Here is a 24,315-nt window from a genome sequence, read left to right as displayed (position 1 = left end):
GGATGCGTGACACCGTGGAGCGGTGTCACGAGTTCTTGGAGGTTGGGCGGCCGGCCTATAATGAGCGAGGCCGATTCGAGCAAAACTCAAGTGTCGGACTTTCAAGTGTCGGACTTCTCACCCGCTAAATTGCCCTGTTGATACAAGCATCCTTATGACCAAGCAGCTCGATCGACACTACGGGTTTAGGCGGGTACAGTCTAGTCTAAAGCACTTTTTGCTCGGCAAGGCGTCGACCGTATTCGCCTCCATTTTAGTCCTGATCATCCTCGCTCGTGAGCTAAGCGTTGCTGAATTCGCCGCCCTCGTTCTGCTACAGGCTCTCGTCAATTTCGTCAGCCTCTTGAGCTCCTTCGGAGTCTCCCAAACCGCGTTAAGGTATGTTCCAGTTCTGAGGTCACGCGGCGATAACGCGCCGATGTACCGAATCGTATTCTGGAGCCTCCCATCCAGGGCATTCATTGTTGCCGGGTTGTTGCTCACTGTTTTCTTTTTGCAACAGCCGCTTGAACAATGGCTTGACCTGGGAATCTGGCAGTCGTTACTTCCGCTTTACCTCATCGTCGGCTGGCTGCGCCTCATGATCTTCCATGTTCAGCGACTGCTTGAATCTCTACTCTGGCAGAAAGCGTCCCAGTACAGCCTTGCGGTGGCGGCGTTGATTAAGCTTGCGATGGTCGTCGCGCTCGCAATTTCTGGCCGCATTGGGCTATTCGAGGTGATCGTCGTCGAGATCATTGCCGAGGCCCTTGCCGCATCTATCGTCCTGACCGCACTGATTGTCGGCTGGAGGCGTGACGCCGACCGTGCTCGCGGAGACACTAGCTGGCCATCACGGAACCGCAAGCGAATGTTCCGTTACGGCGTATGGAGCTACCTCCAAACGCTCGCAGGTGCGCTTTACGGCACTGCGCCAAATCGGCTTGTAGTCTCCCGTTTCTTGACAGTTCAGGATCTTGGCTTGTTTGGTTTCATCTCCGCCATATCCGACTTGGTCCGCCGATATCTTCCCACCGGCATGCTTCAAGGGCTGATACGTCCTTTGTTCTTCGCCAAGTACGAGGAGACCGACGATTTCGCAAAGCTCGTTGCAATGGGGGACGTTACCTTCCGGATCAGCATTGCCCTACTGCTCCTCCCGACAATATTTCTGGCAACCGCCGGCGTACCTTTTGTCGACTGGCTGACGGCAGGCAAGTATGGCGAAGGCACATACATCTTGGTGGCAATCTTCGGCGTATTGGCCCTTGAGAGCTACCGCTCTCAGCTCGAGTTGCTCGTGCAATCCGCCGAAAAAGCCCATTTACTGTTGATCGGGAACTTGCTCTTGTCAGGGTCTCTCCTTTCCGCCATTCCCTTGCTCCCCACTTTCAACATCTGGGCAATCGTTATCGCCAACGCTGTCGGTAACATTCTCACGATTGGATGGGTTGTATTGGCACTTTATCGCGAAGGGTTTCGAATCACGATCAACCTTCATCTTTTCTTACGGATGGTGCTAGGCGCACTCGTCGCTCTAACGCTCGGAATCCTGATTTCCACCACGCAGCTCCCTTTCCTTGTGAATGGTCTCAGTGCAACGGCGGTCTTCTGCACGATGCTCATCCTCGTTTCGCCATTTTCCCGGACCGAGCGCGAAAAATTCGCCTTATTGGTCCAGGGCTTTCGGCGACGGGGTCACGGAGGGACGGATCGGGACATCCGCTGAGTCGACACACAAACTTGATCGAGAGACATGCCCGGAATATTTGTCTGCCCCATCGTTAGAATGTTGTTACCGTCTTTCTAAGGGTTTGGTGACCTGGGTGAGATACTTTGAGGGGTTTAAGCTTAGATTCGCGCAAACACTCTCGAAAGCACAGCTTCCCCAAGTACTACTGAAGCCCGACCGCGCCAGAACCCGGAAACGTCAGTTGTCAATTTGATCCCTGCGGATTTCCACGAGCGTTGCCCGAATTTCCGATGCAGCACACCGTCATTGGTCCCGACAGGCGACTATGGAGAGAATAGAAAACATGCCATCGATACTTTCTATCAATAACTACCACTATCGTCGCGGAGGAGCCGACGCCATGTTCCTCGAACATGATCGTATGTTTCGCGAACTCGGCTGGTCGACTGCCGTTTACTCAATGCAGCATCCGAATAACGAGCCTTCGGACTGGTCACCGTACTTTGTCGATGAATTGGAATTCGGGAACAGCTACAGCCCGTCTCGCAAGCTGCTTATGGCAACCAAGGTTATCTATTCACTTGAAGCACGACACCGTTTACTTCAATTATTAGAAAAGTTTCACCCTGACATTGCGCATGTACATAGTGTCTATCATCATATATCCCCTTCGATTCTTCCGCTTCTGCGTGAACGGGGCATCCCGATCGTCTTAACGGCACACGATCTCAAGCTCGCATGTCCAGCCTACAAGATGCTCAATGCAAAGGGCATTTGTGAGAAATGCCGAGGCGGCAATCTCTTACACGTAGTGCTTAACAAATGCGTCAGAGACTCCTTGGTCACCAGCGGACTTGTCGCACTTGAATCCGTAGCGCACCGCGTAACAGGGATATATAAGAACAATCTTTCAGCAATCATTACTCCTAGTCTGTTCTACTCCAGCAAACTTCGCGAATGGGGCTGGCCTGAGCAGCAACTTCGGTATATCCCGAACTACATTGACTCAAGTCTCTATAAAACTTCGAAAACGGTTGGATCATACTTCCTTTACTTCGGGCGACTCGCTGCGGAGAAGGGGATTGCGACTTTGATACAAGCCGCTCAAAAAGCCGATGTCCCGTTGAGGATTATCGGTACCGGACCGGAAGAGGCGCGTCTTAAATCCCTCGCCTTGTCGACGGGTGGATCCGTCGAGTTCCTCGGCTACCGCAGCGGTCCCGAGCTTCTCGCGATCATTCAATCAGCCCGCGCGGTCGTCTTGCCTTCGGAGTGGTACGAGAATGCCCCGATGACCATCTTAGAATCCTATGCATTAGGAAAACCGGTACTGGGCGCAAACATCGGCGGTATTCCAGAAATGATTCTATCCGGGGAAACGGGATTTCTTTTTGAAAGCGGCAACTGTGAGCAGCTTTCGCATTTGTTGACTAATGTCGCAAAGATGACCGACGGCGTTCTACTGGAAATGGGTAGGGAGGCGCGTCGTCTGGTTGAACAACGTTTCACACCTGATCGGTATCGCGAAGAAATGCTCGCGCTTTATGACTCAGTGCGGTGTGGAAAGCCCCGATAGCTGCAGCGAGACGCCCTTTCGGCAAACCGCCGTGGCTTTTTCTTCGAGTGGTCGCACACCCTACTCGGCGACCACAACCGGGGTAATTTCAGAGCCATCGATCGTTGTGTCAAGACGCATTTCGGCAACTCGATGCTGGCCCGGAGACGTCAGTCGATCAAGGCGACGAAGGTCGATACGAAAACTGGCTGGCGATGTCGATGAAAAATCACTGGAATTGAACATCTTAGGCTCGGGGACGTAGCGCGCTCCGATCTTTCACCAGCTCCGCTGACGGGTAGAGGGCATTTCGGTCCCAGAACCCAACATAACCGCAAATTGTAACAACCAAAGTCTGATAAATGACGTCAAACACGAATAGATTCTTATGAAACAATGTAATCGCCAATATGATGACGCCAGCTTGTGCAGCTCTCAAGGCCGCGACCCGCTCCGGGTACTCCGGAAAACGAGTTGTGAGGCGACCGGCGGCGCGATATGTCGAGAGGAAGAGGCCAAGAACGCAGACAAGGCCGATCACTCCGGTTTCCCAAAGAATCGTCGCGACAGTCGTGACTCCGGGCTTGCTGCGCAGGTCGATCTGTGACGGCACTCCATCCTGCAACATCGTAGCGACTAACTGGGTCGGATTGTTCTCGTCCGGAACCCTCGTGAAGCCGACCCCGTGACCGATGATGACCCTAGTGAAATCCGTGGCGAGCGGCGAATGAGCTTCCACCCAAAATCGCAATGAAGAAGCCCGTGTCATTGTGCCTCCGATCTCGTCTTCCGCGATGTTGTGATCGTACGTGAACTGCACAAGGCTACGCCAGTCGTACACTTTCGAGGAATCCGGCGCGTTCATTACAAAAGCCGCCATAAGGATTGCCGCGATGAAAACCATTGCGAACGTTCCACCGAAAAAGCGTGCTGGATGACGCCAAAGGTCGCGCCAGAACAAGACAGCAAAAGCGGCTAGAATATAGAATATCGATACCTTCGCCATGTTAATGAGCAGCGGCACAAATAATAATGCGGTTAAGACAATGGTCCAAGACCATCTTAGGATCCGCAACTGTGCTGCTGCTATCAGCCCCACCGACACCATCACCATGAAACCAGCGAGCATCGCATTTGCGCCACCACCTTCAAAAGTGGCTCCGAAGGTCCCAGCGACAATATCGATTGCAATAATGCCGTCGCCCATCCCGGACCGTTTCGGAACGAGCACCAGATACTGATGTAAAACAAAGGGGAGCTGTACTAGGGCCAAGATGACAAGAAATCGCGGGACTGCGTCGATCGTACGATGCGACCATGGGATCAATACAAATGCGAAGAGCAGACCCCAAACCTGGAAATATCCCTTCATTCCCACGAGCAGCCGATCTGTGTCGACATTGTTCCATACATTCGAGACGATCGTCACAAGGACGAACGCCAGGGACCACCAAATAATAGCCGGGATCGGTCGCTCACCAACGTGATCACGCCTTGAGATCGAGACAAGCGCGACATGACCCAGTAAAACCAACGAGATTGGCGCCAATAGCCATTGTGCTTGCTGCAAGGCCGGAAGATACAATTGAATGGTGCCGGCGATAATCAGGCCACCCACGATCGCGCTCCAAATCAACAAACGAAGCTGAAGGGCCAGATAGGCCCCGATCACGAGCCCAGCCAGCGCAACCGCGTACAGAGCGCTCCCGGTACTTCCGATCACACCGGCTGACAACGCCCCTGCTCCGGATAAGATCCAAACGATTACCCAGGTCCGTATGTCGACTGCAGGATACTGACCCAGGAACCCTTGCTCCCATCTTCGGCTTTTGCGTCCGATCACGACATTCACCTCGTTGTGGGCATGCGCTTGGTCTTACGGCCGCTTGCCCCAAACGCCCGCGGTCGCCGCTTTGACGGCGGTAATCCCGTTCTGGCCGGGGCTGGATCGTTCGACTCCAAGGCACACCCTCGTTTTGCCGTAAGCCAGCGAACTAGCCCAACCCTGCCAGAAACTCTCCTAATGAGTCTGGCACAGTCGCCGACATCACTCCGAACCGGCAGGGCTAAAACGGTGTCAACAACAGCCTACCGACCGGGTCCTATGCGCCCTCTGTGGCAAACCTTAAGATTTGGCCGAGCCCAGGATCCAGTTCTCCAATGACCTTCCCGAAATGCTCTCCAGCAGGCGGATATCATCGACCAGCTGCTCGCGCAGGCGATCCCTCGTCTCGCAGGATACCGGCGCCATGACCTCGGTAGTTGGACGCCAGTTCAACCGGCGATAGATCTTCTGAAGCCCAGCGGCCTGAGCTTGCTTCCAGACAGGATCCAAACCCAGTCGTTTCACTATCCGTCGGACTGCTTTACGCGCCTGGTTGATCCGATGGAACCTGTACAGACGCCCGACGTTTGAGCGGTCAGCGAGCGCGGCAGATCGATGCCCTGTCGCGATTCCAAGAAACTGTTGAACGCGTGTCTCGACCTCTCTCGGGTCGGTCTCGATATCGTCCATAAACAGGATCAGGATTTGTTCGATAGGAAATGCTCTAATCCATCGCGATAGATGATAACCATACCGACTCTGCTCAAGATACATCGGGTTATTCCGCAGCCCGAACTCGAAGGACAGATCAGGCCCCTTCAAATGCCCAACACGAATCTCATGCAAATGATTGGATATCGCTCGATCGACCGGATCACGCAACGAAAGCAGGATGCGAGCCTTCGGATTGTAGCTCTTTATGCGCTCTGGCACTCCAGGCTCGCAGAAGTAGGACGGAGACACTTCACCAAACGCAAGAACTGATGGGGTCAGTGTCCAGTGACGCTCGTACCACTGGTAGCCGCGGTTATACCAATGTGAGAAGAAATCAAGTTCCTTCGTCGCGCTCAGCGACACTTCGGGGTGGTCAGATAAGATCTGATAAAGCCAGGTCGAAGCGCATTTCTGCGCGCCGATGCCAACAAAAAACTCGGGCATTGATAATGCTCCTGGGCACAGTGCCTCGCAGGGTAAGAACAAGCTTTGACGGCTTTACGGTGTAATATCGACATCTGAACCGAGCAAGCGCCTCAAGGGGGGTCAGGACCCTTCGATCCGCTCTAAGGAGATGTAGGCAAGCCCAGCGGTTCTTTTTGCTCGACTGATCTACGGGGAAAGATAATCGGACTTGGCTTACTTGGCTTGGAAAAGCCTGCCTCGGATGTCTATCGAATCACGAGGCACGCATCGACAGAGACGTTAAGTGATTCGAGACGTCGCGACAGGTCGCTCACTCCACCCCGGTGGGTTGCACCCAGTCTTGTCACCACGACCACTCTACCGACAGCATCGGCTACGAGTTCCCAGTCTGACGACCGTGCAGCAGGGGGGGTATCCAGCAGGATAACTTCATACTTCGGCTTCGCCGCATTGAGCAACTGACGCAATCCGGGGCCGCTTAAGAGTTCCTGGGGATTCGGAGGTGTCGGTCCACAGGGAATGACAGTCAATGAGGGAAAGTAAGGAATCCGATGAGCGGCGTCGTCTGTCGCAATCCCCGACAAGATCAAGCTCAAGCCCGAAACCTCAGACAGTCCAAAATAAGTAGCGATCGCCGGGCTCCGAAGATCCGCATCGATTAACAATGTGCGCCTTCCGGTTTGTGCAAAGGCGACCGCAAGATTAGCAGTCACTCTCGTCCGCCCATCAAGGCGATCCGGACTGACAACCGCCAAGAGGATCGTGTCGGCTCCTTGCGCGGATAGAACTTTGCTCCGTAGGGTACGAATCGACTCCGCATAGTTGCTTTCTGGCCGATGGGCGATATCTAATAATCGGCTGAGTGTCTCATCCCCTGGAGAGATCCGTGTTGCTCCGAACACCTCGCAGAGCGCGTCGGAACGCTGCCTTTGGGATATTAAACCGACTTGTACTGCGGTTTCGCCGAAGTCGCCCCCGTACCGCGTCAAAGACCCTTCGATCAAGGATACTTGATCCGGAGTCAAACCAGCCTGCTTGATTATGATATCCCTTAAGCCACGGCGCGATACGCCAACGGGCGCTGCGACTCCCGCCTGACTTGACGGGCCACGCTCTCCAAAATCTGCCGCAGACGTGACCCGGTTATGTACCTCCGCACCCGACTCGGAGACGATCTTCCCATAAAGACCAGACTCCGTTGTCCCTTTGGCCCGAACGAAACGTTCGATCGTGTTGGCCCGAGGATATTTCGCATCATCGGCTCCCTCGCTTTCGGGCTCCCCATACCTGGAATCGGCATCTCTGGACATTATGTCGTTGCCCTAGGGATTTCTTGGGGATCGGGGAAGTTCGTGAACTGCCGCAACTCGGAAGATGTCAGGATGCGAGGATTCAAATACTCCCAGAAGAAAGCTACCGCTATCCCAAAAACGCCACCGAGTAGGAGGGCCAAGAACAAGTTCCTCTTGAGACTGGGACCAATCGGTTCTATTGGATGCCTTGCCCGGTTAAAAATCACGACATCCGTCGGGCTGATACTGATCTGCATCTCGTACTGCCCAGACGCCTCAAGCGCACGATTGTAGTTTGCCGAAGCGGTTGCAACCTGCTGAAGGAGCGCCGGAAGGGCGTCGCGCTCGAGGCGCAACCGATCTACTCTATTGCGCTGCTCCGATTCCGCAAGCTGAGCAGCTTCTAAATTACGCTCAGCAATTGCGAACTCCGCACGCAAACCTTCGGCGATCATTCGCGTCTCGTTAGCCAAAGCCGTTCGTAAACTCCGGGCCTGAACCTCCACTGCATTTCGCGTCGGATGCCGCGATCCCAACTGAGCAGACACCTGTGCCAGTTCCGTTTCCTTCGACTCCAGTGATTGTTTTAGGGATTGAATCGTCGGACTCGAGAGAACCTCAGGAAGACTGTCTGCGGTCCCATCTTCAGCAAGAACCTGATCCATAATAGACATCTTGATCTCGGCGACTCGGGCCGCTGATTCCGCCTCAAGAAGCTGAGTACTGAGTTCGTTCAAACGGGTCGTCTCGATATCCCATCGCTCATCGGTCGCAAAGATTCCGGTCTTCTGCTGGAAGCTGCTCAAATTCGCTTGCGCCTTTTCAAGCTCGCTGCGCAGAGATTCAAGCTGAGTGGACAGCGACTCCCGCGTCTCCAACGCTGGACCAGTCAAAAGCCCGCGCGTAATATATTGATATGACTCGGCGAATGCGTTCGCCACCGAAGCGACAAACGCAGGGTCGCCGCCCGAGTACCAAATGTCGATCAGACGCGTCCCCTTCTGCGGACTCACGGACAGATTGGCGAGAAGAATGCTCGCAGCCCAATCCACAAAACTGGTCTCGCCATCTGAGGCGACCCGGTATGCTTCAGTCCAGTTTGATGAACTATCGAGCGATAGGCGCCGAACGGTCTCCGCGGCAACAGGATGGCTCGCGATCACGCTTAGTTGTGTCGATAAATAGGTATCCGCAACACCGGGCGGCATGAGTGTACCATCCGAACCGATTTCGAGCGGGCCACGAATATCGATAAGGATCGTCGCATTGGCTGCGTACTTCGAAGGCTCACCGAGAGTCAAGAATCCAGCGATTATCATCGCGACGGCAGGAATTGCTGCAATCAGCCACCATCGACGGGCCAGTACTGCGAAGATGTGCTCTACACCCATTGACACCTCGTCTCATCCCATCACGGCCGACCGAAAGACTAGCGTGCACGTGTCTTTCATTAGAACCAGCTTTCCTTGACCTGTAACACGTCGTCGGCTTGTAGCTCGTCTTCGAGACCTACCCCGACGCTCGTCGCACTGCCTGAAACGTCTCGGGTTACAGTCAGCCCCCGCGTTGTACCCCGGGAAGATACTCCACCGGCAAGAGAGATTGCTTGCATCACGCGCATACCGCTCTTGAGTCGATAAGCACCTGGCCGGTTGACCTCGCCATAAACGTACACGACCGGCGCAGGTGGTACATAAATGCGATCCCCCGATCTGACTTCGACATCCTGAAGATCGCGACCAGCTTCGAGTATTCGGATCAACTCGACCGTAGAGGTAACCGTATCCCCACCTCCGCTCGGACGCGTCAAGATCGCCACGTCCCCGGCATCGGCGTCGAGCCCTCCAGCCCTTGCGATCATTTGGACTACCGTGCTACCTGCGTCAATTGGATACTCTCCGGGCCTGGAAACCTTGCCGAGGACTGGGAGCAATGGGCGGTTGAATTCCTCAACGAAGACTTTCACCTGTGCCGATTTAACGATGTCAAGTGATTCGAGTCGCCCTGCGAGGAGTCGTTCGATGTCGCGCTCCGTCAAGCCAGCTACTTTCACCTGTCCGATCGGATTGAAGGTAATGCCGCCAAGCTCCCCTACCCGCGACAATGAATCAAGGTCCTGATGGCCGAAAACGACAATGCGTATCATGTCCCCTGGGACCACCTTGTAGTCCTCGGCGGCATTCACTATCATCGCCGCAAGGACCGCAACGACTAACAACATCAACGCGATGGATTTTCCGATCATTTAAGCAACTTCCTTCTTTCGACCCCAGACAACATCAGGCTAGCCTTGCCCTACTGGGCATTGTCGACCGGATAGACTTGCCAAGATCGCGATTATGTCGGAACCTGTTTTCGCGGAGACGCCTTGGGATAAAACCCGAATCCACCAGGCGCGCGGGTCTAAATCCGGCCTTCTGCGCTATCGATGTGCCTCGTGCTATTTCGGTAGACCGAGTGATATCCATACCCCAACGCCGCATCCGCAACTGAGATGTCGCCATTTAAGGATATCACATAACGCTTTTGCTGCTCCAGGGTTAGGGCACGGGACAGCAATTCTGAGTTTGCCTCCGCTGCGCGCCGGGGCTGCGAGCGGGGGACGGGTAGCCGGTTGTTTTGTTAAGACATGGTCGCCTCCTCGGCCGCGGCGCGACGGATCAGGGCCTACAGGCACCAAAGGTCCGCAGGCTGATCGGCGACGTCACCGCCACCCGATCGGCACCCAACAGCACCGGGCGGTCGGCAGGAGCCGCCGCCGCAAAGCATGTATCGGCGTTCGGTCCCACCCGGAAGTCGAATCCGTCGAAGCCAGTGCCGCCAACGTTTTGCTCGTAGGAGATCGGGCCGTTCGTTGCAGTCGAGAAGGGGCCGGGCATCAGGGTATCGGATGGTTCCTGCGAGACGCCTGCCAAGCTGAGAAAGGGAGCATCGGACGTGACACTGCCATTGAAGGAAACGGGCTGTCTCCCCGCCGTGAAGCGTACTCGCCATTGCTGTGGATCCGCGCAGTCCTGCCAGAGGAAAAGTCCGGTATCCGTCGCGCTGTCGTAACTCGGCTCCCCGCACGGCGGGACTGCCGCAACGTCCCAGGGCGTACAGGCACCAAAGGTCCGCAGGCTGATCGGCGACGTCACCGCCACCCGATCGGCACCCAACAACACCGGGCGGTCGGCGGGAGCCGCCGCCGCAAAGCATGTATCGGCGTTCGGTCCCACCCGGAAGTCGAATCCGTCGAAGCCAGTGCTGCCCACGTTTTGCACGTAGGAGATCGAGCCGTTCGTTGCAGTCGAGAAGGGGTCGGGCATCAGGGTATCGGATGGTTCCTGCGAGACGCCTGCCAAGCTGAGAAAGGGAGCATCGGACGTGACACTGCCCCTGAAGGAAACGGGCTGCCCCCCCGCCGTGAAGCGGACTCGCCATTGCTGTGGATCCGCGCAGTCCTGCCAGAGGAAGAGTTCGGTATCCGTCGCGCTGTTGTAACTCGGCTCCCCGCAGGGCGGGACTGCCGCAACGTCCTCGTCAAGCAAATCGGGAGGTAGATCGATGCCTCCTCCCGCGGCCAGTGCCGACCTGAGGATAGGCAGGACCTCGGCGTAACGCAAATCGGACGCAACGTTTACCGTCTCCAGTGGGTCGGCGGAATGATCATACAGCTCAGTAAACGTGCTGCCTGTCTTCCTCCACTCCGTATAGCGATAACGTCCGGTCCGGATCGAGCGGCCGACGTAGCCGCCGCGATTCCACTGACTGAAAGCCCCTCGGCGAGACGAGGTCGCCGGATCTTCAATCAGAGGCACGAGCGTATTGCCCTCGAGTGGAAACCCTCCATGCTCTTGTGCAGTCGGGATGGGCAAACCGGCAAGTTGTACGACCGTCGGATAGAGGTCGACGAGCTCCACAATGGCGCTTGATGCGACGTTCTCCGCTACATTCGGCCCTCTAAGAATCAGCGGAACCCGCGTTCCAATCTCGAAATTCGTATGTTTTCCCCAGTCGGCTTGCTCACCCAGGTGAAAGCCATGGTCACCGAGTAGCACTACCAGCGTGTTGTTGCTCAAACCCGTTACGTCCAATTCGGCTAATATTCGACCAATCTGGGCGTCCACGAAACTCGCCGCCGCATAGTAGCCACGTTTGAGCTCCCGCCCCAGCGCTTCATCGAGTGGCCCGGTCGCAGGGATTTGACTGTAGGTTCGAAGCTCGGCGAGATTCCCAAAGGCGATACTCGGCGCATGCCATGCGGGAAAAGGGTTTTCCGCCTCCGGAATCGATTGTGCATCGTACATGGAAAAGAATCGCGACGGAGCCAAAAAGGGTAGGTGTGGTTTGCGAAAGCCAACCGCGATGAAGAATGGGCGATCGCGAAAATCCCTGATGGACTGGATCGCATGGCTCGCACACTTATAGTCGCCGAAATGGGAATCCGGACTATCGATGGCGGCAAAAGCCAGCATCTTTCCGTCGGAGCCCACAGGGGCAGGCGGTCCAAAGCCATCTTTGTAGGGAACGGACCAGGACAGGCTATCATTCGGCTCAGAACCGTGATACACCTTGCAGATGCCTTGGGTTGCGTACCCTTGCTGTTTGAACCACTGCGGCAGGGTTACCACGCCCGGGATCGTGGTGCGGAAACTGGTATTCAGATCCGTCACGCGCGTCGTATCCGGTCGAAGGCCTGTTAGCAGCGATGTCCTCGATGGCGCGCAGGTCGCCATCTGGGTGTAGGCTCGTGTAAACCGAATCCCTTCATTCGCCAGCACGTCGATGTTGGGCGTCTCAATATGTCCGACTCCGTAGGCGCCGAGCTCTGGACGAAGGTCATCGACCATGATCATGAGCACGTTCAGTCGGCCGGTTTCCGCTAAGGCAGGAAGGGCCGTCATCAGCGAAGCGAACACGGCTACCTTTCGAAACCAGGCGTATCGGCTTGTCTGCGTTTGAAACATAATTTGTACCTCATATAGGCGCAAGCTACACCTCATATAGGCACAAGCTCGCATTTCTTGAATGTCTGGAATTTCAGCGTGAGTAAAGAGTCCAGCTCCTTCTTGTGCGTGGTGTGTGGGTTGAAGCGACAACTACCTTGACAACCACCGGTTGTGAGACATGGTCGCCTCCTCGGCCGCGGCGCGACGGATCAGGGCCTACAGGCACCAAAGGTCCGCAGGCTGATCGGCGACGTCACCGCCACCCGATCGGCACCCAACAGCACCGGGCGGTCGGCAGGAGCCGCCGCCGCAAAGCATGTATCGGCGTTCGGTCCCACCCGGAAGTCGAATCCGTCGAAGCCAGTGCCGCCAACGTTTTGCTCATAGGAGATCGGGCCGTTCGTTGCAGTCGAGAAGGGGTCGGGCATCAGGGTATCGGATGGTTCCTGCGAGACGCCTGCCAAGCTGAGAAAGGGAGCATCGGACGTGACACTGCCACTGAAGGAAACGGGCTGTCTCCCCGCCGTGAAGCGGACTCGCCATTGCTGTGGATCCGCGCAGTCCTGCCAGAGGAAGAGTCCGGTATCCGTCGCGCTGTCGTAACTCGGCTCCCCGCACGGCGGGACTGCCGCAACGTCCCAGGGCGTACAGGCACCAAAGGTCCGCAGGCTGATCGGCGACGTCACCGCCACCCGATCGGCACCCAACAACACCGGGCGGTCGGCGGGAGCCGCCGCCGCAAAGCATGTATCGGCGTTCGGTCCCACCCGGAAGTCGAATCCGTCGAAGCCAGTGCTGCCCACGTTTTGCACGTAGGAGATCGGGCCGTTCGTTGCAGTCGAGAAGGGGTCGGGCATCAGGGTATCGGATGGTTCCTGCGAGACGCCTGCCAAGCTGAGAAAGGGAGCATCGGACGTGACACTGCCCCTGAAGGAAACGGGCTGCCCCCCCGCCGTGAAGCGGACTCGCCATTGCTGTGAATCCGCGCAGTCCTGCCAGAGGAAGAGTTCGGTATCCGTCGCGCTGTTGTAACTCGGCTCCCCGCACGGCGGGACTGCCGCAACGTTCTTGTCAAGAACCATGATAGCGCCATCGTACGGAGGAATCGTAACTTTATCAAGCTCTTCCCCGTTATTTATAGGATCTTGCCCGGTGCCGGCGATCCGATGATAGCGGCTGCCTAGAGCTACCGATATCGGTTCCGGCGTCGCATTCACCACCACGAGGCCATTGTCGAAGTCGCGCCTAAACACGTTTGCATCTCCCTCGAAGAGGTAGATCTCGTCCAGCCAAATGGGTATATTTTCTCGCCCTACGTTGAAGTTGATGCGCGATGGCCCGGAGGAAGGTGCAGTAAATGTCATAACTCGGCGAACCCAACGATCCGGGATCAAGAACTCGTTCTGAGCACCGCCGGTTGCCACCATGATAGAGCGAAGCGTTTGCGCACGCGCTGAAAATGCAAGCGTGTAGCGAACGCCGGCCTGTAGCTGAACCAACGGTGTTTGAGCCGACGCTCGAAATGGCTCATTTACGTAATCGATGTGGTTTGAAACCCGTATCGAGCCAGCTCCCGCCATCGCTTCGTTGAAGTCCACACTAAGACTTACGTTATTTGCCCTCCAAGCTGACAAACTGTCTGGGTCGTCAAGACCGCCGCTCGAAATAAGAGAGCGGTCCGGAGTGAACCTCCGGGCATCAACTACACGCTGGCGGGGACCCAGCGGCATCCCAAGCCATCCCCCGTGAATACGAGCCGCAGTCTCGTCAAGAGGATTCCTCGCCACTGCTACGCCGTACGTCGGAGAACCTGCGGCAACGTCGACGGCAAACTCGTCCCACCAAGGATCGAGAGTATCCTGCCGAGGTTCCTGCGCGTAGTATCCATTGTCCAATAGGGTCGTAGCGAATGCGAAACGAAAAGGCGCGTTATTCGGCGGCGCAGGGACGGTGCCGCGCGGGTAGAGACGCGTCGGAGTCTTGCTCAGATTCTCTGTATACGCCGGGGTGTCACGGCGCCCTTCTCGCAACTGAAGGGTATATTCCGCGAGCCAGCCGTCGAATGTAATGTATGCTGGGTTGGGTGCAATATATGCTGTACTCACCGGCCAGCCCTCCAGTTGGGTCCCATTTAGGGAGCTGAAGCCGCGTACGCCTCGCGTTCCGCCGGATACTATGAGATCTGGAAGGGCAACACGAACCCGCCGATAGAATTCCTCGCTTCCTTCGCCCCACAGGTTCGTACCGGTCGTGCTGTCCCAGCCACCATCTGGAATCAGGTCGTTATTGACGTCGATTCGATTACGCCATGCTACAGACCAGAAGTCTGTATCGAATATAACGCCGTCTATCCGCAGATCGGAAAGTTTGCCGGTCTTGTCGCGTTGCACATTTGAACCCAACCAACTAGCCATAACCTCATAAATTCTTCGACCATTTGAATCTTGCGGTGCCACAGAACTCATGTTGTACATCCAGTGCAGGGTTTCTGTTTCGCCGTCCACATTTCCGGCAACCGGATGTTCGGCAATGATCGACCCTGCAGGGTGGGCCCGCGGGATCGATTTAAAACCCCGGCCCGCCAGCGTCACCCGATTGCCGCTAACGCCGCTGACCAGTGCATGTTCGGCATTCCGAAAAGATCCGGCCGGATGATCGTATATAACGACATACCGTCCGGCGGTAATCCGGCTACCATCAGCGACTGAGAAGGTTCTCGAATCGGTAGCTATGGACTCGTTCAGTAGCGTGCCCGCATAGTACAGCCAATGCCCCGCATAGAATCCGCAATCCGCTGTTGCCAATGCCGTCCATCCGAATGGAACGCCATATGGATCGGCACAACTACTTTTCTCCTTGAACCCGACATAACCTCCCGCATTAAATTTTCTAAAAATAAGCAAATCTGGGTTAATTCTTTGAGCTGACTTCAAAACATCGTGCATTTGAGGTGCGCTGACCAACACTGCATTCCATTTTGATATCGCTTCGGCGCTATCTGGTAGAGCTTTGGTCTCGCTGATCGCTACACGTGGAAATAGATGGCGTCCAAGAGGTTCTAGAGTCGAGCGGGTAAAATCTGTGTCTGCGTCTTCCAAGTAGGCCGGGAGGCCGACTGCAGTCACGTTGTAAAATGGGGTGGCGGAGGCAAAGAAGACGAGCAAAAGGTAAAGGCTTCTAAATGGCATGATGAGATCCCCAGGCAGATGTACAAATTCGCCTTTCCAATGCCAACGTAGCCGATTTGGCTTAGCCGACAACAGGGGCGTGCTGACCCCCGGCACGAGCCGTAGCTAGAACTATAAACTCGTGGAAAGTAGCGTTAAACCGCGCCAGGTGCGGTATGCGTCATGTGTTGGATGGCTTGGCCGCGCCGGCTCCGACGACTGTCGGAGCCGGCGCGGTTTAAAGCATCAAAAACTTAAATTCTAAGCCGCGTCTCACTGGGATCAAGGAGATTTCCGAAGCTAAGCGAACAATAAAAACGACGCATGTCGCTCTGGACGCGGTTTAGATCGATGACTGAATCGAGAAGCATAAGTCTGTACCTGCTGAAAAATTGTTTCCGCTTCCTCGCCGGCCGTTTTAGCGAGCCCGGGAACTTTTGACTTGCGTACGACGCCCCGGTCTTAAGCGGGGTGTCGTTATTTCAAGGTAGATTATCCCAGGTTCTACGATAAGGTTGATTTTCGTTTCATGACATTATTGACAAAAGTAAGAGGCAAGAAGCAAGCCACTTTCTCCGTATCAGGGTTCATGGAGAAAGCGCCTAACCGGGATAGATCGACCGAGGTCCCGGAGTCCGAGTCGGCTGATCCGATCCGGTGCCGGTATCGATTATGGTGCATCGGATATCGCATTGCACCAAGAGCAGGCATAGGTTGGTATTGAGTGAACCTAAAAATCGCGGTAACACCTTGCCTCGAGTGATCCAAGCGGCTGAACTATCGCCGTAAGGAGGTCACTATGACCAAGCCGATCCATCACCCACAGGGCGAACCCGAAACCACCGCCTTGCTGGGCATGCCGGCCCGGTTGCGGGTGGACACCTTTGGCGGCCGCGTCCATGTGGAGTGGGATGCGCAGGCGGCGGTCACCCCGCTGGGGCAGCTGCCGTTCTTCACCGACTTTCTCCGCCCAAGCGGGCGCTTCGAGGCATGGGTCGAGAGCTGCCCGCTGCGGCTGACACGCCCGAACACCCCGATCACGCGCGACGTTCTCGGCACCGCCATCAGGGCGATCCCGAGCAACTGCGCCTGAGCATGCCCGCGCTTACCGAGGAGACCGTCGTCTAGGCTTACGCCCTGCTTGTGACCTCGTTGCCCCATGAGATTCTGAGTGTGGCACAGCTCTATCGCGATCGCGCTGACGCGGTGAATCCCTTCAACGCGCTCAAGAACCATTGGGTTCCTGGATTGTAGGAGGTCCCTTTCCTAACATCCGCCGCGTAACTCCGCGTCAAGGCTTCGCCGTTCGCCGACGAAAACCTTACCGCGATCGCGACGGCTCCGTCCGCTTACGCGATCGAGATCCCCCCACCGAGGCATTCGGCACCTAGGGCAACGCGACGCACGAACCCAAGGTGTTGAGATCAAAAGGCGTTGCGACCGCGGTCTTGCCAACCCCGACGTACACCTGTGCCCCGGCCGGTGCATCCAGCCCGAAACAGACATCGGCATCCGCGGGAAATGCAAAGGCAAGACCGTCCTGCCCGGTGCCTCGCACCCCCAAGGTGAAACCGATGCGCGTCGGATCGGTCACGTCCACGACGTCCCACGGCAACTCAAGCAACTCACCCTGCGCTTGGGTGAAGGGCTCGCTTGCGACGATCTCACCCCTGTAGGTGATCGCTGCGCCGCTGCCGCCCGCCGTCACCCATGCGTGCCATCGGGCGTTCGCACAGTCCTGCCACAAAAATACGCCCGCCTCGCTTCCCGCCGCATAACTCGGCTGACCGCACGACAACGGCGTGTCGTCGTCCAGGATCGTTCCGACCGCCCTTCCCCGAGCGATCGTCGCCCCCGACGCCTCGCTCAACACCAGATCGAAGCTCTCCGTCGCCTCCGGCGCGGTATCGTCGAACACCGCTACCTCCACCACCTGCACGGTCTCCCCGGGCGCAAACGTCAACACACCGGAGGTCGACTCGTAGTCCTCGCCCGCCGTCGCCGTCCCGTCCGCCGTCGCGTAACTCACCGTCACCGGCGCGGCACTCGCCCCCGATAGACTCACCGCGAAACCCGCGACCCCGGCATCCTCGCCCACCGTGACGTCGGACACGCTCAACTCCAACAGCGCTCCGTCGTCGTCGAGGATCGTGGCGGTACCCTGTGCGCGCGTCAAAACCACAACATCCGGCGCGATCAATTCCAGGTAAAGGGTCTTGGTCGGCTCGGGTATGTCGTCGTCGATCAACTCCACATTGACCGTCTTGGTGGTCTCTCCAGGCTGGAAGGTCAGCCCCTCCGATTCACCAACCGGCAGGTAATCACTCCCGGCCAGTGCCGTACCGTCGACCGTCGCGTACCCTACCGTGACCGGCACTGCACTTGCCGCCGAGAGACTCACCACGAACCCAAGCACCCCGTCTCCTTCGCTCGCGGTCACGTCCCCGACACTCAACTCCGGCAAGGGTACGTCGTCGTCGAGGATGCTCACCGTTGCGGTCGCTTGACCCAATGCGGCACCGACGGCATTCGACAACAGCACCCCGAAGGTCTCCGTCGGCTCCGGCGCGTTATCGTCGATTACCGCCACCTCCACCACCTGCACGGTCTCCCCGGGCACAAACGTCAACACACCGGACGTCGACTCGTAGTCCTCGCCCGCCGTCGCCGTCCCGTCCACCGTCGCGTAACTTACCGTCACCGGCACGCTGCGCGGCACCGACAGGGTGACAACAACGCTCGCCGGTCCGTCGGCTTCCGAGAGCGCCGTATCGGAGATCGATATCACCGGAGGAGGCACGCATGCCCCCAGCGTGGTCAGGTCAAAAGGCGTTGCCACCGCGGTCTTGCCAACCCCGACGTACACCTGTGCCCCGGCCGGTGCATCCAGCCCGAAACAGACATCGGCATCCGCGGGAAATGCAAAAGCAAGACCGTCCTGACCGGTGCCTGCCACCCCCAAGGTGAAACCGAGGCGCGTCGGATCGGTCACGTCCACGACGTCCCACGGCAACTCAAGCAACACACCCTGCGCTTGGGTGAAGGGCTCGCTTGCGACGATCTCACCCCTGTAGGTGATCGCTGCGCCGCTGCCGCCCGCCGTCACCCGTGCGTGCCATCGGGCGTTCGCACAGTCCTGCCACAAAAATACACCCGCCTCGCTTCCCGCCGCATAACTCGGCTGACCGCACGACAACGGCGTGTCGTCGTCCAGGATCGTTCCGACCGCCCTTCCCCGAGCGATCGTCGCACCCGACGCCTCGCTCAACACCAGATCGAAGCTCTCCGTCGCCTCCGGCGCGGTATCGTCGAGCACCGCTACCTCCACCACCTGCACGGTCTCCCCGGGCGCAAACGTCAACACACCGGAGGTCGACTCGTAGTCCTCGCCCGCCGTCGCCGTCCCGTCCGCCGTCGCGTAACTCACCGTCACCGGCGCGGCACTCGGTGAAGACAAGGTGACGACAAACTCCGCCGTTCCATCCGCTTCGTTGACAGCAACGTCATCGGCAGACAATGCCGACAAAATCGGACAAGGTCCTAGAGTCTCCAAATCGAAGGGGCTACTCACCTGCTGCCGACGCGCACCGACGTAGATCGAGCCCCGGGGCGGCTCGTCGAGACTGAAACAAGCGCGCCCATCCGGAGGGAGATCGAAATCGAACCCGTCATCCCCCGCTGAGGCGACGTAAAGTCGATAGTCAATCCTGTTGGTATTCGTCGCGACAACCTGGTCGAGGCCTTCCAGCCCGACAGGCGTCAGGCTCGGAAACGAACGGGTTGCCGATATGTATCCGTTATACTGGACTGTCTCCGGGATTCCGCCACCGCTGACACGCACACGCCAGTGCCCGGTATCGCACTCCTTCCAGACGAAAACACCCGGATCGCGGTACAGATCGTAAATCGGGGCACCGCACTCGTCTCCCGGCTGCGGCCCAGGCCGGTCGGGTGGCGGAACTCGGTCGACGACATCGATTGCAAGTCCTTCAGTTACGCGATAGAGCTCGTTCACCGATAAGCCGGAATACTCGTCGATCTGGCCGCTCGGCCACTCGATCCGCAAGTCGACCGTCGAACTCTGAGCAACCCCGAAATGGATTCTCTGATGATTCTGGGACCACCGATGGGTCCCACCGGCCTGCTCCCGCAACTGCGCTTTCCCTCCTGCAGTCGCGAATACCTTGGCCCCGACCGCATCGCGATTGGACTGAACACCGACCAGATCAAGCATAATCCACTTATTCGAGCCCCCGAGGTTCCGGAAAAGCTGGTTGGGTCCTCCATAGTCGAGAGGATCCATATTCAGGCCGTTTGTCACGAAGAGATCGAGATAACCGTCCAGATCCACATCCGCGACGGCCACGCTGTCGCCTGTACCCGCACCATCCGCGACATTGAAACCGACAGCCCCGACCGCGCCGGTCACGTCGACCTCGGCGAAGGTACCGTCACCCTGGTTCTCGAATAGACGGTTCGGTAGGTTCTGGGCGCCGCCGCGGCACACGAAATAGAGGTCCAAGTCTCCGTCATTGTCGAAATCGCCTGTGACGACGCTGGCACAGCTCAAGGGGACTCCAAGCCCCGAAGCAAAGGTGCCCTCTTCGAATCCCGACTCCGTGTTCCGGAACAACTGGGGTGTCCAGGGAAGATCATGACCGTTCAACCCGGTGCTCTCGACCTGAGAGATCGGCTGCGTGCTGGTTACGAGAAAGTAGGACCGCCGGCCGCCATCATCTGAATGCACCTGCACATCCCAGGTCTGCGAAGCCGGATCGAACCCGACGTAGATTCCCCGCGTCGTTAGACTTGGGTCATGTTGCTGAATACCCCACGTTTGAGGATCCGCAGCATCAAGCACAAATGACAGGTCTTTAACGTTCGGCGGGTTCCAACCATTCGCACCAATAAATACGTAACCCTCCCAGAACTGGATGGTCGCGACGTCGAAGGTGACCACACCGTCAGTCCGAAAGCGAAATCCTTTCGAGCCCGAGTTTTCACCGACCTGGTTGTAGGCTTCGATGGCATTCGGCCCGACCTGAAGCGCCTCATTAGGCCTCAGGCCTCCTCGCAACACCAAGATATCGGTTCGCAGGTTTCCATTGAAGTCGCCGAGCGCAACGTCATTGACCAGTGGCTGCGGAGGCAACATGGCTTTTAGATTGGTAAAGGGAACTGTTGCCGTATCGAGCAGCGCACTCGGGAAGGTAGCGTCGTTCACGCACAGAACTTCAAACCGCCCATCGCCCGTGGCGTCTAGGAGCTGCACCGCATGATTACCGAACAAGCAGACATAATCGACACCATAAGCAGCGTTAGCTCTGACGAATCCTGTCGACCCCGAAGCTTGGCGCTCCCAAAACAAATTGTCACTGAAGTTCACCGATATCAGGTCCAACAAACCATCGTCGTTGATGTCCAGCCAGGTTCCATGCCGCCCGTCGCCTACGCCGATTCCATTGATGCCGGACCATGCGGTTCGATCAACGAATGCGCCGCCGACGTTCTCGAAAAGCTGCTCGTCGTACACCCGCCCGGTCGAGACCAAGAGATCCTGGAGCCCGTCGTTGTTATAGTCGCCCCAAACCGCACCATGCTGGTCGTTCCAGGGTGTCAAGATCCATGTATTGGACCGATCGGCTTGTATGGTCACGTCACGGAAACCGTTCGGTCCCTCGTTGCGGTAAAGCGCCGCACGCAGCCGGTGGTTGTTCAGGAAAAGGTCGGGCCATCCATCGGCGTCGAGATCTCCCCACGAAGCACCCCATGACTCGCCCTGTCCGAAGGGACCAAGGATATCCGTGGCATCTTCGAACCGAATGTCCGAACTACCGACCGCTGGAATCAGGAGCAAAGATGCAACAAGCATCGTCGGAATCGCGGTTCTCGCGTTCATATCTCGTTCTACCGTTATGAGTTATACGGTTAAGCGTGCGTCAAATCCGCCCGGCGGTCGCCTTGGAACAAGGCCGGCAGCCGGGAAAATATACTTGTCCACGAAAAACATTTCACTAGGAGGCTGTCCGATTTCGGCTTGCCGATTACTCTCACGCGAAATTCAGTGTCTCAAACGGGTGAGAGTCGCTGAAATTCGCGTAGCGCACCGGTTTGGATCATTTTAGGACCGGTTTTCGGCGATTTTCAAACCCAACGCGGACAAGTCGGACAGCCTCCCTCCTATCGCAACGCGTATCCTGCAACGTCGACGGCCACCAGCATGCGAACCTAGTTTTCTCCGGAACAAGCTGTTCCTCGTGACTCGGTAAGGCCCGACCAGATTTGTCCGCAATGCGCCAAGGGTTGCCTAAAGTGTCAATACCGGGCGAGCTGGGGCTGGAACTAGCTGGAACTAACACAGCACCGACCAGTTCTCAAGATCTCAGCCAAGCGTAGCCGACCTACAGTGGTCGCTCATTCGAAAGCAAGATTCCCGCCATCGTCTTCATGATAGGCGCTTATACTCTATCCACCACCCAGACTCAGGCTGCCCCATTCTCGAAGCAAATAACATGCCGACCATCGCTGGGGAGTGCCCTCCACGGCGAACTTGGACACCGAGACGAGGAAGCTGTTGCGCTAGCAGCGGTCTTTGTCCGCAAACTGCAATGACGCCCCGTCGCGAAGGCCGACCCGATCGGATTGGTGGTCCGCGAGTGCGCCCAAGGCCAGCCGGAAAGGCACCGACGCCCAGCGGAGCGTCGCAGGCCGAGTGACTCGATCAAAAACCTTAGCGGGAAGTATTAGGCAAAGAATGTGCATAGCCAACCCCAAGCCGACGAGTGGCATGATCGTCGCTACCACGCATCCGCTTGCCTCGCAGCAAATCCAATCATTATCGATAGGTTGGAACTGATTTGCGCAAGAAGGCGCATTTCGTTTTGAGTAGCCCGATGCGCCAACCATGTGACGCGCCTGGTTTCCGCGGCCCAGATCACACGAAAGGCACCCAGTCTTGCCGTCGAAGGCGACAACCGCGCTGCAGTTGGCTCCGTCCCGCCGACGCGTCCAATCAAGAAGCCATTTTGATCGCCTCCCGGCCACCGGAACCAATGAACCCCACAAGTTAGATACGATCGCACTGTGACGCCGGCTGCGTCTGCTTGACATCTGGAGCACTCCGGCGCGGCATTGCATACAAAAGGCCGCGCAAGCGCGGCCTTAATTGCGTTCCCCTGTTACGTGCAAGCTGTCAGTCCGTTCCAAGTTACCGGCATCGCCAAACAGGTCGACGTCTCAATTGCAGCTTTGCAGCGTAGTCAGGTCGAACGATGCCGGCATCGGGACCTTGGCTGCGCCGAGGTAGGTTTGTGCACCCGCCGGTCCATCCAGACTGAAGCACACCTGTGCGCTCGGAGCAAAGGAGAAGGTCAAGCCATCGAGACCGGCACCTAGCACGTCCAGCCGGTAGGTCATGCGGGACGGATCGCTGGTGTCCACCACATCCCACGGTAGCTCAAGCAGGACACCCTCCGCGCCGAGGAACGGCTCGCTCGACACCACGGACCCGGTGAACTGCATCACTGTCGCGCTGCCACCCGCCGCAACCCGCGCATGCCACTGCTTGGTCGCGCAATCCTGCCACAGGAACACTCCCGCCTCGCTCCCGGGAGCAAAGCTCGGCGTCCCGCATGCCATGTCGTCGTCCAGGATCGTCCCGACGGCGCTGTCTCGCACCAAGGCGGCACCGTTCGCCACGCTGAGCACCAACGCGAAGCTCTCGGTATCCTCAAGAACATGGTCGTCGATCACCGGCACTTCTACGAACTTCAGTGTCTCACCCGGCGCGAAGACCAGGATCCCCGAAACCGCCACGTAGTCCGATCCGGCCAGTGCACTGCCGTCGGCCGTGGAGTAACTCACGGTCACCTCGGAGAGGCTTGCTGTGGATAAAGTTACCGGGAACTGTACCAAGCCGTCCGCTTCGTTGACCGTGACGTCGGCAAAGGACAGCTCGACCGCAGCTGCCGTCTTGCAGGCACCAAAATCCGTCAGGTCGAACGATGCCGGCATCAGGACCTTGGCTGCGCCGAGGTAGGTTTGTGCACCCGCCGGTCCATCCAGACTGAAGCACACCCGTGCGCTCGGAGCAAAGGAGAAGGTCAAGCCATCGAGACCGGCACCTAGCACGTCCAGCCGGTAGGTCATGCGGGACAGATCGCTGGTGTCCACCACATCCCACGGTAGCTCAAGCAGGACACCCTCCGCACCGAGGAACGGCTCGCTCGACACCACGGACCCGGTGAACTGCATCACTGTCGTGCTGCCGCCTGCCGCAACCCGCGCATGCCACTGCAACGTCGCGCAGTCCTGCCACAGGAACATTCCCGCCTCGCTGCCGGGAGCAAAGCTCGGCTCGCCGCACGCAATCGACGCGGGCTCGTCGTCGTCCAAGATTGTCGCGACAGCGGCGTCGCGCACCAAGGCGGCACCGCTCGCCGCGCTCAGCACCAGGCTGAAGCTCTCGGTCGGCTCGTGCAGCTGATCGTCCAGCACCGCCACCTCGACGGTGCGCGCGGTCTCGCCGGGGGCAAAGCTCAGACTCCCCGCAACCGCCCTATAGTCCGCACCCGCCAGGGCACTGCCGTCGAGCGTCGCGTAGCTCAGCGTTACCGGCAGCGCACTCGGCGCGGACAGACTCACCGCAAACCGCGCCACGCCGTCAGCCTCGGAGACCGTGACGTCCGCCACGCTCAGACCCGGCATCGGGTCGTTGTCGGTGATGGTCCCGAT

12 protein-coding genes are annotated in these 24,315 nt (G+C 57.7%); 3 read left to right on the top strand and 9 right to left on the bottom strand.

What is annotated here, in order from left to right; all coding sequences use genetic code 11:
* The first annotated feature begins 154 nt into the window (after positions 1 to 154).
* Complete coding sequence (locus AADX97_RS13035) at positions 155 to 1,708, top strand: lipopolysaccharide biosynthesis protein (protein ID WP_374233746.1); 1,554 nt, start codon at positions 155 to 157, stop codon at positions 1,706 to 1,708.
* A 289-nt stretch (positions 1,709 to 1,997) separates the two neighbouring features.
* Positions 1,998 to 3,248 (top strand): glycosyltransferase, encoded by a 1,251-nt coding sequence (locus tag AADX97_RS13030; RefSeq protein WP_374233745.1) that lies wholly within the window; start codon positions 1,998 to 2,000, stop codon positions 3,246 to 3,248.
* A 226-nt stretch (positions 3,249 to 3,474) separates the two neighbouring features.
* Here the strand turns inward: AADX97_RS13030 and AADX97_RS13025 are convergent, their stop codons facing one another.
* From AADX97_RS13025 to AADX97_RS12995, 7 genes are all read right to left on the bottom strand, one after another.
* The gene (locus AADX97_RS13025; protein ID WP_374233744.1) at positions 3,475 to 4,962 is read right to left on the bottom strand and encodes a hypothetical protein; all 1,488 of its coding nucleotides are present in this window, start codon (positions 4,960 to 4,962) and stop codon (positions 3,475 to 3,477) included.
* 390 nt (positions 4,963 to 5,352) lie between these two features.
* On the bottom strand, positions 5,353 to 6,210 hold the full coding sequence (locus AADX97_RS13020) for a sulfotransferase domain-containing protein (RefSeq protein WP_374233743.1): 858 nt from the start codon (positions 6,208 to 6,210) through the stop codon (positions 5,353 to 5,355).
* Positions 6,211 to 6,437: 227 nt separating this feature from the next.
* Complete coding sequence (locus AADX97_RS13015) at positions 6,438 to 7,502, bottom strand: polysaccharide biosynthesis tyrosine autokinase (RefSeq protein ID WP_374233742.1); 1,065 nt, start codon at positions 7,500 to 7,502, stop codon at positions 6,438 to 6,440.
* Entirely contained in the window at positions 7,502 to 8,875 is a 1,374-nt protein-coding gene (locus tag AADX97_RS13010; RefSeq protein WP_374233741.1) for a GumC family protein, read from the bottom strand. The genes AADX97_RS13015 and AADX97_RS13010 overlap by 1 nt, the downstream gene beginning before the upstream one ends.
* A gap of 59 nt (positions 8,876 to 8,934) precedes the next feature.
* Entirely contained in the window at positions 8,935 to 9,729 is a 795-nt protein-coding gene (locus AADX97_RS13005) for an SLBB domain-containing protein (protein ID WP_374233740.1), read from the bottom strand.
* Between the two features lie 415 nt (positions 9,730 to 10,144).
* A complete protein-coding gene (locus AADX97_RS13000; protein WP_374233739.1) occupies positions 10,145 to 12,385 on the bottom strand; it encodes a sulfatase in 2,241 nt (746 codons plus the stop codon).
* Between the two features lie 239 nt (positions 12,386 to 12,624).
* On the bottom strand, positions 12,625 to 15,603 hold the full coding sequence (locus tag AADX97_RS12995; protein ID WP_374233738.1) for a hypothetical protein: 2,979 nt from the start codon (positions 15,601 to 15,603) through the stop codon (positions 12,625 to 12,627).
* A gap of 778 nt (positions 15,604 to 16,381) precedes the next feature.
* Here AADX97_RS12995 and AADX97_RS12990 point away from each other — a divergent pair.
* Positions 16,382 to 16,675 carry a hypothetical protein gene (locus AADX97_RS12990; RefSeq protein ID WP_374233736.1) on the top strand — a complete coding sequence of 98 codons (294 nt, stop codon included), beginning with the start codon at positions 16,382 to 16,384 and terminating at the stop codon, positions 16,673 to 16,675.
* 294 nt (positions 16,676 to 16,969) lie between these two features.
* Here the strand turns inward: AADX97_RS12990 and AADX97_RS12985 are convergent, their stop codons facing one another.
* On the bottom strand, positions 16,970 to 21,454 hold the full coding sequence (locus AADX97_RS12985; RefSeq protein ID WP_374239299.1) for a Calx-beta domain-containing protein: 4,485 nt from the start codon (positions 21,452 to 21,454) through the stop codon (positions 16,970 to 16,972).
* A gap of 1,364 nt (positions 21,455 to 22,818) precedes the next feature.
* Positions 22,819 to 24,315: Calx-beta domain-containing protein (locus AADX97_RS12980; protein WP_374239298.1), on the bottom strand; the 1,497-nt coding region annotated here is incomplete at its 5' end.

The sequence above is a fragment of the Thiocapsa sp. C2-2m genome (assembly GCF_041903745.1).
In the GTDB taxonomy this organism is placed as follows: Bacteria; Pseudomonadota; Gammaproteobacteria; order Chromatiales; family Chromatiaceae; genus Thiocapsa; species Thiocapsa roseilacustris.
The sequence above is the reverse complement of the archived record's forward strand: the minus strand, read 5'-3'. Positions and strand labels throughout refer to the sequence as shown.

What these genes read in the sequence shown, in the direction of transcription:
- AADX97_RS12995 (WP_374233738.1), bottom strand. Translation starts at nt 15,603, where the DNA reads ATGCCATTTAGAAGCCTTTACCTTTTGCTCGTCTTCTTTGCCTCCGCC.
- AADX97_RS13020 (WP_374233743.1), bottom strand. Translation starts at nt 6,210, where the DNA reads ATGCCCGAGTTTTTTGTTGGCATCGGCGCGCAGAAATGCGCTTCGACC.
- AADX97_RS13035 (WP_374233746.1), top strand. Translation starts at nt 155, where the DNA reads ATGACCAAGCAGCTCGATCGACACTACGGGTTTAGGCGGGTACAGTCT.
- AADX97_RS13030 (WP_374233745.1), top strand. Translation starts at nt 1,998, where the DNA reads ATGGAGAGAATAGAAAACATGCCATCGATACTTTCTATCAATAACTAC.
- AADX97_RS13010 (WP_374233741.1), bottom strand. Translation starts at nt 8,875, where the DNA reads ATGGGTGTAGAGCACATCTTCGCAGTACTGGCCCGTCGATGGTGGCTG.
- AADX97_RS13015 (WP_374233742.1), bottom strand. Translation starts at nt 7,502, where the DNA reads ATGTCCAGAGATGCCGATTCCAGGTATGGGGAGCCCGAAAGCGAGGGA.
- AADX97_RS12990 (WP_374233736.1), top strand. Translation starts at nt 16,382, where the DNA reads ATGACCAAGCCGATCCATCACCCACAGGGCGAACCCGAAACCACCGCC.
- AADX97_RS12985 (WP_374239299.1), bottom strand. Translation starts at nt 21,454, where the DNA reads ATGCTTGTTGCATCTTTGCTCCTGATTCCAGCGGTCGGTAGTTCGGAC.
- AADX97_RS13005 (WP_374233740.1), bottom strand. Translation starts at nt 9,729, where the DNA reads ATGATCGGAAAATCCATCGCGTTGATGTTGTTAGTCGTTGCGGTCCTT.